This is a genomic window from Sphingomonas sp. LR55 (assembly GCF_036856015.1).
Taxonomy (GTDB): domain Bacteria; phylum Pseudomonadota; class Alphaproteobacteria; order Sphingomonadales; family Sphingomonadaceae; genus Sphingomonas.
Map to the genome: position 1 here is coordinate 943,195 of NZ_JASPFO010000001.1, position 13,627 is coordinate 956,821.

General features: G+C 64.5%; 12 protein-coding genes. 3 read left to right on the forward strand and 9 right to left on the reverse strand.

From position 1 onward, the window contains the following. Positions 1-47: 47 nt before the first annotated feature. The 3 genes from QP181_RS04575 to QP181_RS04585 all read right to left on the reverse strand — a co-directional run bounded on the left by QP181_RS04575 (position 48) and on the right by QP181_RS04585 (position 5,638). Positions 48-3,233: a TonB-dependent receptor gene (locus tag QP181_RS04575; RefSeq protein ID WP_333927771.1), complete on the reverse strand. Its 3,186-nt coding sequence runs from the start codon at positions 3,231-3,233 to the stop codon at positions 48-50. Between the two features lie 578 nt (positions 3,234-3,811). Continuing rightward, positions 3,812-4,012 carry a hypothetical protein gene (locus tag QP181_RS04580; protein ID WP_333927772.1) on the reverse strand — a complete coding sequence of 67 codons (201 nt, stop codon included), beginning with the start codon at positions 4,010-4,012 and terminating at the stop codon, positions 3,812-3,814. 183 nt (positions 4,013-4,195) lie between these two features. Further along, a complete protein-coding gene (locus QP181_RS04585) occupies positions 4,196-5,638 on the reverse strand; it encodes an aminotransferase-like domain-containing protein (RefSeq protein ID WP_333927773.1) in 1,443 nt (480 codons plus the stop codon). A 58-nt stretch (positions 5,639-5,696) separates the two neighbouring features. Between QP181_RS04585 and QP181_RS04590 the strand changes: the two genes are divergently transcribed. Beyond that, positions 5,697-6,035 carry a UrcA family protein gene (locus QP181_RS04590; RefSeq protein ID WP_333927774.1) on the forward strand — a complete coding sequence of 113 codons (339 nt, stop codon included), beginning with the start codon at positions 5,697-5,699 and terminating at the stop codon, positions 6,033-6,035. Continuing rightward, positions 6,032-6,880: a PhzF family protein gene (locus QP181_RS04595; protein WP_333927775.1), complete on the forward strand. Its 849-nt coding sequence runs from the start codon at positions 6,032-6,034 to the stop codon at positions 6,878-6,880. Before QP181_RS04590 ends, QP181_RS04595 begins: the two co-directional genes overlap by 4 nt. Positions 6,881-6,957: 77 nt before the next feature. On the opposite strand, the gene QP181_RS04600 is transcribed toward QP181_RS04595, so the two are convergent. After that, positions 6,958-7,086, reverse strand: coding sequence for a hypothetical protein (locus QP181_RS04600; protein ID WP_333927776.1), 129 nt, complete (start codon positions 7,084-7,086; stop codon positions 6,958-6,960). 110 nt (positions 7,087-7,196) lie between these two features. Between QP181_RS04600 and QP181_RS04605 the strand changes: the two genes are divergently transcribed. Next, the gene (locus tag QP181_RS04605) at positions 7,197-8,969 is read left to right on the forward strand and encodes a chloride channel protein (RefSeq protein WP_333927777.1); all 1,773 of its coding nucleotides are present in this window, start codon (positions 7,197-7,199) and stop codon (positions 8,967-8,969) included. 52 nt (positions 8,970-9,021) lie between these two features. Here the strand turns inward: QP181_RS04605 and QP181_RS04610 are convergent, their stop codons facing one another. The 5 genes from QP181_RS04610 to QP181_RS04630 form a co-directional block, all read right to left on the reverse strand. Next, positions 9,022-10,266, reverse strand: a complete 1,245-nt coding sequence (locus QP181_RS04610; protein ID WP_333927779.1) for a copper resistance protein B — start codon at positions 10,264-10,266, stop codon at positions 9,022-9,024. After that, positions 10,263-12,188, reverse strand: coding sequence for a copper resistance system multicopper oxidase (locus QP181_RS04615; protein WP_333927780.1), 1,926 nt, complete (start codon positions 12,186-12,188; stop codon positions 10,263-10,265). The genes QP181_RS04610 and QP181_RS04615 overlap by 4 nt, the downstream gene beginning before the upstream one ends. An 82-nt stretch (positions 12,189-12,270) precedes the next feature. After that, positions 12,271-12,834 (reverse strand): RNA polymerase sigma factor, encoded by a 564-nt coding sequence (locus QP181_RS04620; protein ID WP_333927781.1) that lies wholly within the window; start codon positions 12,832-12,834, stop codon positions 12,271-12,273. Next, complete coding sequence (locus tag QP181_RS04625) at positions 12,831-13,280, reverse strand: periplasmic heavy metal sensor (protein WP_333927782.1); 450 nt, start codon at positions 13,278-13,280, stop codon at positions 12,831-12,833. The genes QP181_RS04620 and QP181_RS04625 overlap by 4 nt, the downstream gene beginning before the upstream one ends. Continuing rightward, positions 13,280-13,558 carry a hypothetical protein gene (locus QP181_RS04630; protein ID WP_333927783.1) on the reverse strand — a complete coding sequence of 93 codons (279 nt, stop codon included), beginning with the start codon at positions 13,556-13,558 and terminating at the stop codon, positions 13,280-13,282. The genes QP181_RS04625 and QP181_RS04630 overlap by 1 nt, the downstream gene beginning before the upstream one ends. Positions 13,559-13,627 lie beyond the last annotated feature (69 nt).

The window sequence follows — 13,627 nt, forward strand, 5'->3', positions numbered from 1 at the left end:
CGGCCTTCATAGTGCCGGACGTGGACCGAGATCCACGCCCGCCTTCGTCAGAAACGGTAGCGCGCGCCGAGATAAAAGCGCGGTTTGAGCTCCTGCACATAGACCAGGTTCGTCTCGGTGCGGGCATATTGACGGAACGGCTCGCTCGTCAGATTGACCGCTTCGAGCGACACCGAGATATTCTGCGTCACGTCGTAGCTGAGGCTCGCGTCCAGGGTGCCGAACGCCGCGGTGAAGAGCGGGTTGCGGTTGGTACCCTGGTTGGTAGCGGCGAGATATTTATCACGCCAATTATACGATACGCGGGCCGAGATTCCGTTCTTGTCGTAGATGGCGGTCAAGTTTGCGCTGTCGCCCAAGCCGCTCAGTGCGAAGATGTTGACGTTCGGATCGGCATAGGGGTCGACATTCACATCGCCGTTGACCTTGGTATACGAGGCCGCGAACCCAAAGCCGGTTTGGCCAAAGAAGTTGGTCCAGGCGACTTCGAAGCCGTGAATGTCCGCCTCGCGATTGTTGATCGGCTCGCTGATCGCAAAATTGACCAGCGGATCGTTGACGTCGCCGACAAGGTTAACGTCGAGTGCAAGCTGGTTGTAGAATGCACCGTTGAGTTTACCCGTTGCCGGATCGAGCGCGCCCTGGAAGGCCGCGGTTGCCGCTGCCTGGTTACCGGCATTCTTCTGCAGCAACGCGGTGTAGGCGAACAGATTTTCGTCGGTCTGGGCGATCCCGTTGGTGCGCAGATAGTCGAGCGCCGTCCCCGAGCGTGATCCCGCCGCCCCCGAACCCGGATCGCGCAGCCCGAACAGATTGCCACTCGTCACCTGGTTACCGACGAAGTTTCGCACGTTCTTCTTGAAGAAGCCGACCGACACGAAGCTTGTAGGCTTGTAGTACCATTCGACCGACACGTCGAAATTGTCCGAAATCAGCGGCAACAGCGCTGGGTTCTGGCGTGAGGCCGGTGCTGCTCCTGCTCCCAGCGCGGTCGGGCGGTTGGGGGCGTTTGCGGTGACCGAGGCGAAGAGGTTGCCGTAGTCGGCTCGCGCAAGCGTCCGGCTGAACGACGTACGCGCGACCACATTGTCGAGCACTTCGATGTTGAAATCGAGCGACGGCAGCAGGTTGTTATACTTCGCCTTGACGTTGACGGCGCCACCGGTCGCTCCGCCGAGGATGGCGAAGTCGTTGTCCGATTGCCATTCCAGCGCCGTCGGGATCGACTGGATAGCAAGCGAGTCGACCCGGGTCTGCTCGTAGCGAACGCCGATCAGCGCGTTCGCGCGACGGCCGCCGATGTCGCCGGCCCATTTCATCTGACCATAGACCGCCCACGTCTTTTCGCCGACGGTATCATCCGTGGCGCCCTGCAACACCCGGCCGCGTCCCGGGACATTCGCGTAATAGGGTGAGAACACGTTCAACAGGTCGACCGCATTGCCGCGGAACGCGACCAGCGCCGATCCGGTCGACGCCGGGTCGAACTTGTCGAATTTGCAGGTCAGGCAATAGGTGCTGACGAGGTCGCCGGCGAGCTGGCTGACCAGACCGGTGTCGGTGATGCCCCAGTCACCCAGCAGCTGCTGCGTGTTGGAACTGGCCGAGCGGGTCTTCGCATCCACATAATTGCCACCCAACACGAAGCGGCTCTCGTTGCCGAGATCCCAGCCCAATTCCCCGTTGAACTGATTGACCCGCGACTGCTGTTCCGAAAAGATTTCGCGTGCGATCTGCGTGCCGACATCTCCGATATCCAGGATGTTGTTGCAGTTACCACCGCGGCCGCCGTTGGTGGCGTTGCAGTCGTTCAGCGTTTCGGACTGTTGCGGGAAGCCGTTGGTGAAGTCGACCTTATGCGTCGCACGGACCGGGGCGCCGATCGAGATCGTCGTTGCCGAGGTGCCGTTCGCATTGTCCGGATCGGTCGTCGATTTCGAATGGTTCGCGTCGAGCTTCAGCGACAGGACGTCCGTGAAGTTCCATTTCACGTTGCCGCCAAACGAGTATAGCTCGGTCTTCGTCGCAAACCGCTGCTGCTCGTAGCCCTTGTCCGCCTGTTTCGATTCAGCCAGGATTACAGCGGTCTGCATCTGCTTGTTGTCGTCGAACGTGACTTCGGTGAAGGGCCGCTGGAACCAGTTGGTCTGCTCGCTACGCTCGTCGCTCAGCTTGTTCCGGGCATAGAGACCATCGATCGTTATCTCGAGCCGGTCGGTCGGCTTGAACTGGATGTTGGCCTGCCCGTTGAGCCGCTCACGACGGTTTTCCGAGAACTGGTACCGGCTGTCGTTCGGGATCTGTACATAGGCGGTGGTCGGCGCGTTCGTGATCTTCGTCGCCGCATCGGTGTAAACACCGTTGCGCGCCATGAAATCGGCGAGCGGTACGATGTTCCAATAGTTTGGATTGGACTGGACCGAGGTCGATTCACGCAGTTGGTAACTGCCGAAGAGGTTGACGCCGAAGGTTTCGCTGGGGTTCTTCCAATTGATCAGTCCGGACAGTTCCGGGGTGACCTTTTTGAGATTGGCCTCCGCGTTCTCGACCGAGCTGTCATACAAGGCCTTGGCGCCGATCGAGCCCGAGAAGCCGTCCTCGCGGGAGTCGAGCGGCCGGCGCGTGACGACGTTGATGGCCGCGCCGATGCCGCCTGACGGGATGTTGGCCCGGCCGGTCTTGTAGACTTCCAGCGTTGCGACGCCTTCCGACGCCAGGTTCTGGAAGTCGAAGGAACGGCCGGTGCCGACCGCGAAGGCGTTGCCGGTGCTCGTATCGATGCTCGTCGAGGCCAGCTGACGGCCGTTCAATGTCACGAGGTTGAAGCCACCGCTGAACCCGCGCACTGCGACCTGGGAACCTTCGCCATTGGCGCGGGTGATCGACACGCCGGTGATCCGCTGCAGCGACTCAGCCAGGTTGGTGTCGGGAAACTTGCCGATATCCTCGGCCGAGATGGCGTCGACGACACCCGCGGACGTGCGCTTGATGTCGATCGCGCGGTTGAGACTGGCGCGGATACCGGTAACGACGATGTCTTCGGTCGTGCCTTCACCAAGCGTGTCGGCCGCGGGGGCGCGCCAGGCGTCGTCTGCGCGCTGGGGGCGGGGGCCGTCTGCGCTGGACCCGTCTGCGCGGGACCTGTCTGCGCGCTGCCGGTGTTCGAGGCTGCCAGCCCGGCCACGACGGCGATGGTAGATACCGAATGCGCCAACGCGCGGAAATTTGATCATAGTCCCTCCCCTAATTCCGGCCGCCCTGATCAGGCCAGAGTGCACACGGTCGTTGCCGCTTATGATAGGGCTACCATTCAGAGAGATCGTGTCAACGGCGGGAACGTCGTAATTTAGATCCAAAACGACTAGGAACGGTGGAGCATCTCGTTCCGTTACAGGGGTTTGCGGAACGGCGACTGCTGATTACGCCCGAATCCGACGCGAAGCAGTTTTACTTTTATTATCAGTATTTCCGCTTTGTGACATAATTGGCACTATGTTTAGCGGGGTACCACAGCAGATCCCGAATATAGTATTCGATAATCAGTAATATAGATCAACAACCGTCAGACCAGACTGTTAGTCTTCCCGCAAGAAAGGCTGCGAATGCCCAGATCCAGGTTTGATTGACGAAAATCACACCTGTCCTGACCATCGCCATCCTTGTGCGTACGCAAAAATCTGTGTGCGTAAGCGTGCCGGGAGGAGCCTCTATGATAGCGATATCTCGGGCAGGGCCTTTACCACGCGCAGATGACGCGGACCCAGACGTGCCGATGGGGCATCGCTAGCGAGGGTCTGGGCTGGCGATCCGGTCACACACTGATCGCTTTCGCTATACCTTGCAGGATTGACAAAGCGCGGCGGGACAAGAAACCATGCAGCCGGGCCATCGACACGACTACCAAGCACGCCACCAACAGGATGCACAGGCTCCACGGCAAAACGCCGGCCCCCCGCGTATCGAGCACATATCCGCCCACCGCGATCGCGACATTCCAGGCGGCGACGATCATCGATCGCAACGTCCGCAGCCGAGTCCGCTGCGTGCGTCGAGGCCGTCTGAAACAGCGTGAGCGCGCCGCCAAGGAACGTTCCCGCAACCCGAGCGGCGTGCCGTCACGTCGCGCCCAAGGTTCGCGGGTTCGTCGATCACATGGCGGACAATCTGGTCCGGCGCTGATCGCGCTAGGCTGTCCTCAACCCACCGACCGGCAGGCGTCACCCAGAAACGCGAACAGCGCCTCGTCGTCGCACATCGACACGTTGAACCGCAAATAGTCGCCCCACGCCCCGCTCGTGCTGAACACGTTGCCGGGCGCGAGTACGATGCCTTGCGCCAGCGCCGCGCGGGCGAGCCTGACCGCGTCCATGCCATCCGGCAGCCGCGCCCATAGAAAGATGCCGGCGTCGGGCTCGATCCACGGTTCGATCCCGACCGCGCGCAGTCGCTTCACCGTCCGCGCCATCGCGCGCGCCAGCCGGGCGCGGAGGGTCTCGACATGCCGGCGATAGCTGCCGTCGGTTAGCACGCCGTGGAGCAGATCAGCCGACAGCGGGTTGCCCGACATCGACGTCGCGATCCGCAGGTCGGCGAGCGCCTCGACCCAGTCCGGTCGCGCCGCGATATGCCCGCAGCGGATGGCGGCGGAAACGGACTTCGAGAAGCTGCCGATCCGGATCACGCGGTCGAGACCGTCGAACGCGGCCAGCCGGGGTGCGATCGCATGTTCGAAATCGGCGAAGATATCATCCTCGACGATCACCAGATCATGCGCGTCGGCAAGCTTCAGCAGCTTGTGCGCGGTCGCGGCGGCCAGCGTCGCGCCGGTCGGATTATGGACCGCGGAGTTGGTCAGGTAGAAACGTGGGCGATGCTCGGCGAGTGCTGCGGCGAATGCCGTCACGTCCGGCCCGGTCGGCGTCATCGCCACGCCGACGACCTTGACGCGGTGCGCGCGGAGCAACGCGAGGAAGTTGAAATAGCACGGATCGTCGACCAGCACGGTGTCGCCGGGTTCGAGTAGGAAGCGGCAGACGAGGTCGAGCGCATGCGTGCTGCTGTCGGTCAGCAGGATCTGGTCGGGCGCGGCATCGACGCCCTGTCCGGCGAGCCGCCGGGCGAGCAGCGCGCGCAGCGGCAACGATCCCTGCGGCGAGGCATAACCGGTCAGCGCGCGATCGCGGGTGTCACGCGCGGCGGCCCGCAGCCCCTTGCGGATCGCATCGCCGGCCAGCCACTCGTCCGGCAGCCAGCCACAGCCAGGCTTGATGCGCTTGCCACCATCGGCGAGTGACTGGCGCAGCATCCACAGCGGATCGACTTCGCGCTCGACCGCGCCACCCAATCGGTCAAGCGCCAGCGGGGCGAGCGGCGAGGCGACATAGAAGCCCGACCCCGGCCGCGACCGGATCGTGCCGTCGGCGGCGAGCCGGTCATACGCCTCGATCACGGTGGATTTGGAAAACCCGATCGTCTCCGCCATCGCGCGCACCGACGGTAGCCGCGCGCCGGGTGTCAGCGTCCGCCGCTCGATCCGATCGCGGATGACGTGCATGACCTGTCCGGTCCGCGTCTCGAGCATGTTCGTCGCCATCGTACCGCTCTCTTGACCAATACAGTTCGCCTCGATCGTACGCATCCGTCCCTGTCCTGGCCAGCCGAAAATCGGCATCGGTTCGCCTGCACAGGAGGTTCTCATGACGACCAAGATTCTCGCCGCCCTAATGCTAGCCACGCTGTCCGCTCCAAGCATCGCGCGCGAAATGCGGATCGGCCCCGAGCGGTACGCCGTCACGGTGCCGCGCGCGGACCTGTCATCGCCCACGCCGGCCTTGGCACGCCGTGCGCTGCGCCGCATCGATCGCGCGGCGACCGCGGCGTGCGGCGGGGCGGGCGGGAGCCTGCGCATAGTTACCCAGGCGATCCAGGCTTCCGTCTGCTGGCGCGGGGCGGTCGGCGATACGGTCCGCCGGATCGACGCACCGCTCCTGACTCGAGCTTGGCAAGACCGCCGCCAACCGGAGACTCGCTCATGACCAAGGCCTTCAAGCTGGTCGACGTGTTCGGCACCGCGCCGTTCACCGGCAATCCGCTCGCGGTCGTCGCCGACGCGGAGGGCCTTTCGACCGACGACATGCAGCGCATCACGCGCTGGCTCAATTTGTCGGAAACCACGTTCCTGTTACCGCCGACCGATACCCTCGCCGACTACCGCGTCCGCATCTTCACGCTTGCGCGCGAACTGCCGTTCGCCGGGCATCCGACGCTTGGGACGTGCCACGCTTGGCTGGAGGCCGGGGGAACGCCGAAACGCGCGGGCGTGATCGTGCAGGAATGCGGCGTCGGTCTCGTCGAGGTCCGCCACGACAACAACCGGCTCGCGTTCGCCGCACCGCCGTTGATCCGCAGCGGCATGCCGACCGAAGTGGAAATCTTGGAAGTGGCCGACCTGCTGCGGATCGACCGCGCCGCGATCGTCGATGCGCAATGGGTCGACAACGGTCCCGGCTGGATCGCGGTGATGCTCGCCACCGCTGCGGACGTGCTGGCGGTCGAGCCTGCCCGCCATCATTCCCGGCGCATCGACATCGGGATCGTCGGCCCGCACCCGGCTGGCAGCGACTCCACGTTCGAGATCCGGGCGATCTTCAGCGACGCACACGGCGCGCTGATCGAGGACCCGGTCTGCGGCAGCCTCAACGCCTCGGTCGGCCAATGGCTGTTCGCCAGCGGCCGTGCGCACGATCGCTATTTTGCCGCGCAAGGCTCGTGCATCGGTCGCGACGGACGCATCGACGTCGTACAGGATAGGAACGGACAGGTCTGGGTCGGCGGTCGGACGACGACGATGTTCGACGGGCAAGTCCGACGCGAGCGCTAGTATTGAAACACCCATCGAAGCACGCGTTCGCGCGTGCCTGGCGTGCGCGATGACCGGCTCGACTTGGCTCAAGATGGTCAGATCAACGCCTTGTGCGCACGCTGTCCACCGCCGACGGGATGTCGAAGGTGGTCACTATGTTTGGTCTTGTCGATTTGGAACAGCGCCGCGGTCGTCGGCAGCTTGTCCTTTAAGTATTCCGTCATCGCACGTGCTGCGGCGGGGGACGTGCATAAACCCGGCCCTGAAGCTGCGGTGGGTGTGTCAATTGAATGGCGAACGAAATTCCTGTCATGATTGCCGCGTCCCGACGTAGATGAGCAAGACCGAATCCCCGGCCTGGCGCACGACCCTGCACGCTCTTTCCTTCCTCAAATGGATCCGCCGCCGTGTCCGCGCGAGCGAGGCTGCCTTCATCGTGCTGGCGACGCTCGTCGGGGCCGGGGCGGGGCTGCTCAGTGTTCTGCAGGGCGCGATCGCGCGGACGTTGCAGCATGTGCTGTTCGGGCTGTCGTCGGCCGGGCGTTTGAGCGCGCTGCCGGCATTACCGGCCGGCGCACTCGTCGTGCTGCCGATCGGCGGGGTCGTGCTGGCGGCTTTTTCCTTGGCTGTCCGATCGCGCAAGCGCCGGATGGTCGATGCGGTCGAAGCGAACGCGCTGCACGGTGGTCGGATGTCGGTGTCCGACAGCCTCGTCATCTCGGTACAGACTATGCTGTCCAACGGGTTCGGCGCGTCGGTCGGGCTTGAGGCGGCCTATGCGCAACTGGGCGGCGCAATCGGATCGGTCGCCGGTCGTGTGTTCAATCTGCGCCGTGCCGACCTGCGGAATCTCGTCGGCGCCGGGACGGGCGCGGCGATCGCGGCAGCCTTCGGTGCACCGCTTGCCGGCGCCTTCTATGCGTTCGAGATCGTGATCGGTGCCTACACGCCGACCGCGCTCGCCCCAGTGGTGGCGGCGGCGCTGGCGGGGACGCTGGTCGCGCAGCTTCTCGGTATTCAGCCCTATGTTATCGATTCGGTCTCGACGATGCCGACCGAGACGCATCACTATCTGATCTATGCTGGGCTTGGCGCGCTGTGTGCCGGGATCGGTATCGTCCTGATGCGTGCGGTGGCGCTGGTCGAAACCGCATCGCGGCGCGCAAAACTGCCGGAATGGTCGCGGCCGACAATCGGCGGCCTTTTGCTCATCCCCATCGCGCTGGTCTCACCGCAAGTCCTGTCTGCAGGACATGGCGCGCTTCATGCCGATCTCGCTTTGGGGGCATCATTGGCGTTCATCGCGATGATCTTCCTCGCGAAATGCGCGGCTTCGATCGTGTCGCTGGGCTTCGGCTTTCGTGGTGGGCTGTTCTTCGCGTCGCTGTTCCTGGGCACACTGGTCGGCCATTTGTTTGCCGGCAGCCTGGCTGCGCTGGCCGGGCAGGACGTGGTCGATCCGCGCAATGCCGCGCTGGTCGGGATGGCGGCGCTCGCGGTCGCGGTGGTCGGCGGGCCGATGACGATGGCGATGCTGGTGCTGGAGGCGACGCATGATTTCGCGCTCACCGGCGCGGTACTGGCGGCGGCGCTGGTCTCATCGACGATCGTGCGCGAGACGTTCGGCTACAGCTTCTCGACCTGGCGACTGCATTTGCGCGGCGAGACGATCAAGAGCGCGCGCGACGTCGGCTGGGTCAAGACGTTGACCGCGGGGCGGATGATGCGGCGTGATGCCAAGCCGTTGCCGGCGGGGATCATGATCGCCGAGTTCCGACGGCGCGTACCGCTCGGTGCGACCAGCCGAACAGTGCTGATCGATGGCGAGGATCGGTATGCAGGCATCGTCCAGACCCCGACGGCTTATGCGGAAGGGCTCGATCCGCAGTCGCCGGTCGGCCCGCTGGCAATCAACATCGACTCCGCGCTGACGCCGACCATGGATATTGCCGAGATCATGCGTCGCTTCGACGCATCGGGCGCCGACGAACTCGCAGTGCTCGACGACGACCGGCGAGTGCTCGGCATCTTGTCGGAAAGTTTCGTCAGACGACGCTATGCCGAGGAACTCGAAAAGGCACAGCGCGACCTGTTCGGGGAGCGGTGAAGCACTGCGCTGTGAAGGCCGGCCTGGCTGCGCGGCACGGCGTACACCACCATCAGAACCAGAATCGTACACCCGCAACCAGGCTGGTCGTCGTCACATCCTTGCCGTCGGCCCGCGCGTAATCGGCGGTGCGACCGGTCTTCGCCTCATAGGATATCCCGACATAGGGGGCGAACTCACGCGCCATCTCGTAACGAAGGCGCAAGCCGAGTTCGGCGTCGGATAGTCCTGCACCGATCCGCGTTTCGGGAATATCCTGCGCGGCCAGATTGAATTCGACCCGGGGCTGGAGCACGAGCCGCTGAGCAAGGCGCTGGTCATACCAGCCTTCGAGGCGCCCGAGCACGTCCCCCTTGGTCGAGACGAAAACCGCCGCCTCGGTATCGAACATGTACGGCGCGAGACCCTCGACGCCGACCGTCGCATAGCTCCGCGTCGGTGAGGGTGCGAAGTCGTGGCGAATACCCGCCTGCACATCGAAATAAGGGCCGATCGCATGGCTGTAGAGCGCCTGTACCTCGGCGGCCTCGACACCGCCTCGGACTGCGCCGGAGCCTTCGGTCTTGATGACCGCGCGGTCGATATCGCCACCGAACCAGCCTTCGCCGTCCCAGCGATAGCCGTCCTTGCCGTTGCGGATCTGATATTCGGCGAGGTTGAACATCACCTGCGCCAGGCGTTGCGCACCGCTCTCCCGCATCATCTGCGCGCGAGCCGGCATCATTGCGGCGGTTCCGAACTGACGATCGGCAAAATGACCGGTTGGTAAGGGCGGGGCAGGGGCATTGCCTGCCGGGAGTGCGGTACCCGTCGGCGCGATCGTGTCGGTGGCGATTGCGGGCGCAGTCATGTCGTGACCGGCATGTCCGCCGGGCCTGTCCACCTCGGGCGCCGTCATACCGGGCGCCGTCATACCGGGCGCCGTCATACCGGGCGCCGTCATACCGGGCGCCGTCATACCAGGCGCCGTCATACCTGGCATCGTCATGCCGGGCATATGCGCGTGATCCATGGCCGGCATCGCGGGTTCCGTAGACGGGCGCGCAGCAGGGGCCGTCGGGCGGACCGTCGAAGCCTTCCGCGCTGCGGCAGAGCGCGTCGGTGTCTTGGCAGTCGCACGCTTGGCAGGCTGAAGCTTGCGAGGCGCGAGTTTAGCGCGCTTCGGTTTTGCGGGCATCGCCATACCGGGCATCGCCATACCGGGCATTGCCATACCGTGCATCGCGTGATCCTGCGCAAGGGCACGCGTTGCGATCGTTGCGCTGCCGACAAGCAGTAGTACGAGGACGCGGTTCATGCCGTGTCTCCCGCTGGACGGACGCTCACCGTCCGCATCATCCCGGCATGCATATGGTAGAGCATGTGACAATGAAACGCCCAGTCGCCGACCGCGTCGGCGGTAAGATCCCAGCTTACCTTACCGCCCGGCTGGACGATCACCGTATGCTTGCGCGGTGCATGGTCGCCGTGTCCGGTCACCAGTTCGAAGAAATGACCATGGAGATGGATGGGATGGGCCATCATCGTGTCGTTGATAAGCGTCACGCGGACACGCTCGCCGAGCGTGAAGGGAAACGGGTCCATCGTGTCCGACATCTTCACGCCGTCGAATGACCACATGAAGCGCTCCATGTTGCCCGTCAGGTGTATGTCGAGCTGCCGGCTTGGCGCGCGGACGTCGGGGTTGCGCTCCAGCGCGACCAGATCGCGATAGGTCAGCACCCTGTGCCCGACATTTTCCAAGCCTTGTCCCGGATAAGCGGTGCGATCGATCGGGGCCATCGCGACCGTCTGAACGCCGGGGTTCCGATCGATCGCCGGCGCGTTCGAGAAGTCGCGCATCGACATCTTCATGTCGGCCATGTCGGCCATGTCGCTCCCGTGCATGGCCGAGGGCTGCCCCATTGCCATGGCCGAATGGTTCATGCCCGGCATCGCTCCATGATCCATGGCTGGGTCCATTTTCGACGTCGGTCCGGGCATGGCGGGCGATGGCGTAGCCAATGCGGGCGTTCCGGGCGTCGCGAGTTGCGCCGAGGCATTTTGTTCGGCTGTCGGATCGACCCCGCGGTGTGGGTCGCCCTTCTCCATGCTGGCATGGCTCATTCCACCCATGCCCATGTCGATCATCGTCGCCAACGGTCGTGCGCGCAGCGGTGGAACGGCGGCAGTCATGCCGGCGCGGGGCGCAAGTGTCGCGCGGGCCATGCCCGATCGATCGACGCTTTCACCGACCAGCGTGTAGGCCAAATCCCCGGGAGTCACGATCGCGTCATAGGTTTCGGCGACGCCGATCTGGAATTCGTCGACGGCGACGGGCCGGACGTTCTGCCCATCGGCCTGCACGATCGTCATCGGCAGGCCGGGAATGCGGACGTTGAAAGTCGTCATCGACGAGGCGTTGATGATCCGCAGGCGGACGCGTTCGCCCGGTGTGAACAATGCCGTCCAATTGTCGCGGGGGCCATGACCGTTGACGAGATAGACATAAGCGGCGCCGGTCCCGTCGGCGATGTCGGTCGGAGACATCCGCATCCCGCCCCATTTCAGCCGGTCCTTCAGCGGCTGGTCGCGGCCTGCCAGCGTTCCCGCGAGCGTCTGCTTCTGAAAGTCGTAATAGCCATCGCCAAGCTTCATCCGCCGGAAGATCGCGGCGGGCGACGATGGACTGTGATCCGACAGCACGATGACATGCTCACGGGTCGACGCGACCGGATCGATGTCCGCGGGATCGATGACGATCGGACCGTATTGTCCGAGCTGCTCCTGCAAACCCGAATGGCTGTGATACCAATAGGTGCCTGCCTGTCGGATGGGAAACTCCGCGACATAGGTCGATCGCGGTGCGATACCGGGAAACGAGACGCCGGGTACGCCATCATAATGCGCGGGTACGAGCAGCCCGTGCCAGTGCAGTGAACTGTCCTCGTCGAGGTCGTTGACGACCGACAGGCGCGCGGTTTGGCCTTCGCGCAGGCGGATCAACGGGCCTGGAACCGTGCCGTTGATCCCGATCGCCTTCATTACACGCCCATCGATCGTCATGCGTTGCCGCGCGATCGTCAGGCGGATGTCGTCGCCCGACACCGTTGGTAGCGGTGCGATCAGCCCGGACGAGACCGACTGCGCCCATGCCGGCATCCAGCCTGCAAACGCAGCGGCCCCGCCAGCGAGGCCGGCACCGCGCAACACCGTGCGGCGGGTAAGATGGTCGTGCATTCAGGCTCCAGAGTACCGTATGGGTGGTGATGGTGGTACGCACGCGGAAGGCCGCCCCCTCGACGGCGCTTGATTTTCCTCGTCAGAGGCGATCGAGCGCGGTTCGTAAAGCCTCCCGAGCGCGCCGAACACGTGTCTCCACCGCCTTGATGCTTATGCCAAGAATCGTCGCGGCGTCCGCCTGGCTCATGCCGTCGATCGCGCAGAGGACCAGCGGCTCGCGCGTGGCGGCGGGAAGCGCGGCGATCGCGCGCAGGGTCCGCTCTAGGTCTTGCCGGTCGCCAGCTACGACGCCCTGATGCGGGGAGTCGTCGGCGACGCGATCATGTGCCTCGGCGGCGAATGGCAGTATATAGCGGCGCACCATCCGGCGCCGTATGCGGTCTCGACAGGCGTTCAGCACGATCCGTACGAGCCAAGGGCGCAGCGGTCGTTCGAGATCGAACCGGCTGAGCGATCGATACGCGCGTACGAAACTATCTTGGGTTGCGTCGAGTGCGTCGTCGGCATCCCCCAGGCTGGCGCGCGCGAGCCTGTAGAGCGCGGCACGATGCCGACGGACGATTTCGGCAAATGCAGCGTCCTCGCGTGCGAGCGCCAGCGTGATCAGCTCGGCATCGGACATCGAGGTGAACGCGGTCGTCACTTCGCGGCATGGGAGTCGTCGGTCAAGGCTTTGACCACCGCGGCATCGAACTGCGGGGCCTGTCTAGGCGTCAACACTTGGCGCATCGCAAAGATGTGGGCGAGTGTCGCCTTTTGTAGTTCCCCCATCGTGGCGTGCGTGCGGTCGACAGCGGCGGCGACGCCCGGACCATAGCCGTGCTCGGTCTCGATCGCGGCGGCGAGCACCGTGTTGTCGGCCCGCATCCGACGTTCGATCGTCGCGCGACGGATCGCGTAAACATGCTCCAGCGCGTCGAGTCTCGTCGTCTGATCGGGATTCAGATCCATCCGGTCGTGCAGGACGGCGTGCAATTCGGCGGCGGGCGTCGCGGCCGGGACGGTCAAGACGCGGCCCGCGATAACACCCGCGATTGCGGCCACGAAGGCCGCCAGAATGATGAGCAGCACGCCGGTACGCGGCCTCATCACGATCCGCCCAGCAAGGTGGACGGCGCAAGGGCACTTGCCCCGCCCAGCATCTCGAACGTGCCGACCGCCCGCGTCGGTCGTGTCTGGTCAAGCGAACTGAGTCCGCCGAGCAGCAATGCGCCGGTGACGGCGGCGACGCCGAGACGAAGCATTGTGTCGGTCTGGGCCCGTTCGGTCGCTATCCGACCCAGTACGGCCTGTTCGAGACCCCCGAGTTCGTCGGTCAACGTCACCGAGGCGATACGCGCCAGCCGGACGTCCAGGTCGTCGATCATCATCGTTCCTTTGCCTTATCCAGTACCTACGCGTGCCGTTGCCCGGCCCCTCGCGGACGATCAAAAATC

Excerpts from the sequence above, each read along its gene's own strand:
- QP181_RS04575 (WP_333927771.1), bottom strand. The coding sequence starts at position 3,233 with ATGATCAAATTTCCGCGCGTTGGCGCATTCGGTATCTACCATCGCCGT.
- QP181_RS04580 (WP_333927772.1), bottom strand. The coding sequence starts at position 4,012 with ATGATCGTCGCCGCCTGGAATGTCGCGATCGCGGTGGGCGGATATGTG.
- QP181_RS04585 (WP_333927773.1), bottom strand. The coding sequence starts at position 5,638 with ATGCGTACGATCGAGGCGAACTGTATTGGTCAAGAGAGCGGTACGATG.
- QP181_RS04590 (WP_333927774.1), top strand. The coding sequence starts at position 5,697 with ATGACGACCAAGATTCTCGCCGCCCTAATGCTAGCCACGCTGTCCGCT.
- QP181_RS04595 (WP_333927775.1), top strand. The coding sequence starts at position 6,032 with ATGACCAAGGCCTTCAAGCTGGTCGACGTGTTCGGCACCGCGCCGTTC.
- QP181_RS04600 (WP_333927776.1), bottom strand. The coding sequence starts at position 7,086 with ATGACGGAATACTTAAAGGACAAGCTGCCGACGACCGCGGCGCTGTTC.
- QP181_RS04605 (WP_333927777.1), top strand. The coding sequence starts at position 7,197 with ATGAGCAAGACCGAATCCCCGGCCTGGCGCACGACCCTGCACGCTCTT.
- QP181_RS04610 (WP_333927779.1), bottom strand. The coding sequence starts at position 10,266 with ATGAACCGCGTCCTCGTACTACTGCTTGTCGGCAGCGCAACGATCGCA.
- QP181_RS04615 (WP_333927780.1), bottom strand. The coding sequence starts at position 12,188 with ATGCACGACCATCTTACCCGCCGCACGGTGTTGCGCGGTGCCGGCCTC.
- QP181_RS04625 (WP_333927782.1), bottom strand. The coding sequence starts at position 13,280 with ATGAGGCCGCGTACCGGCGTGCTGCTCATCATTCTGGCGGCCTTCGTG.
- QP181_RS04630 (WP_333927783.1), bottom strand. The coding sequence starts at position 13,558 with ATGATCGACGACCTGGACGTCCGGCTGGCGCGTATCGCCTCGGTGACG.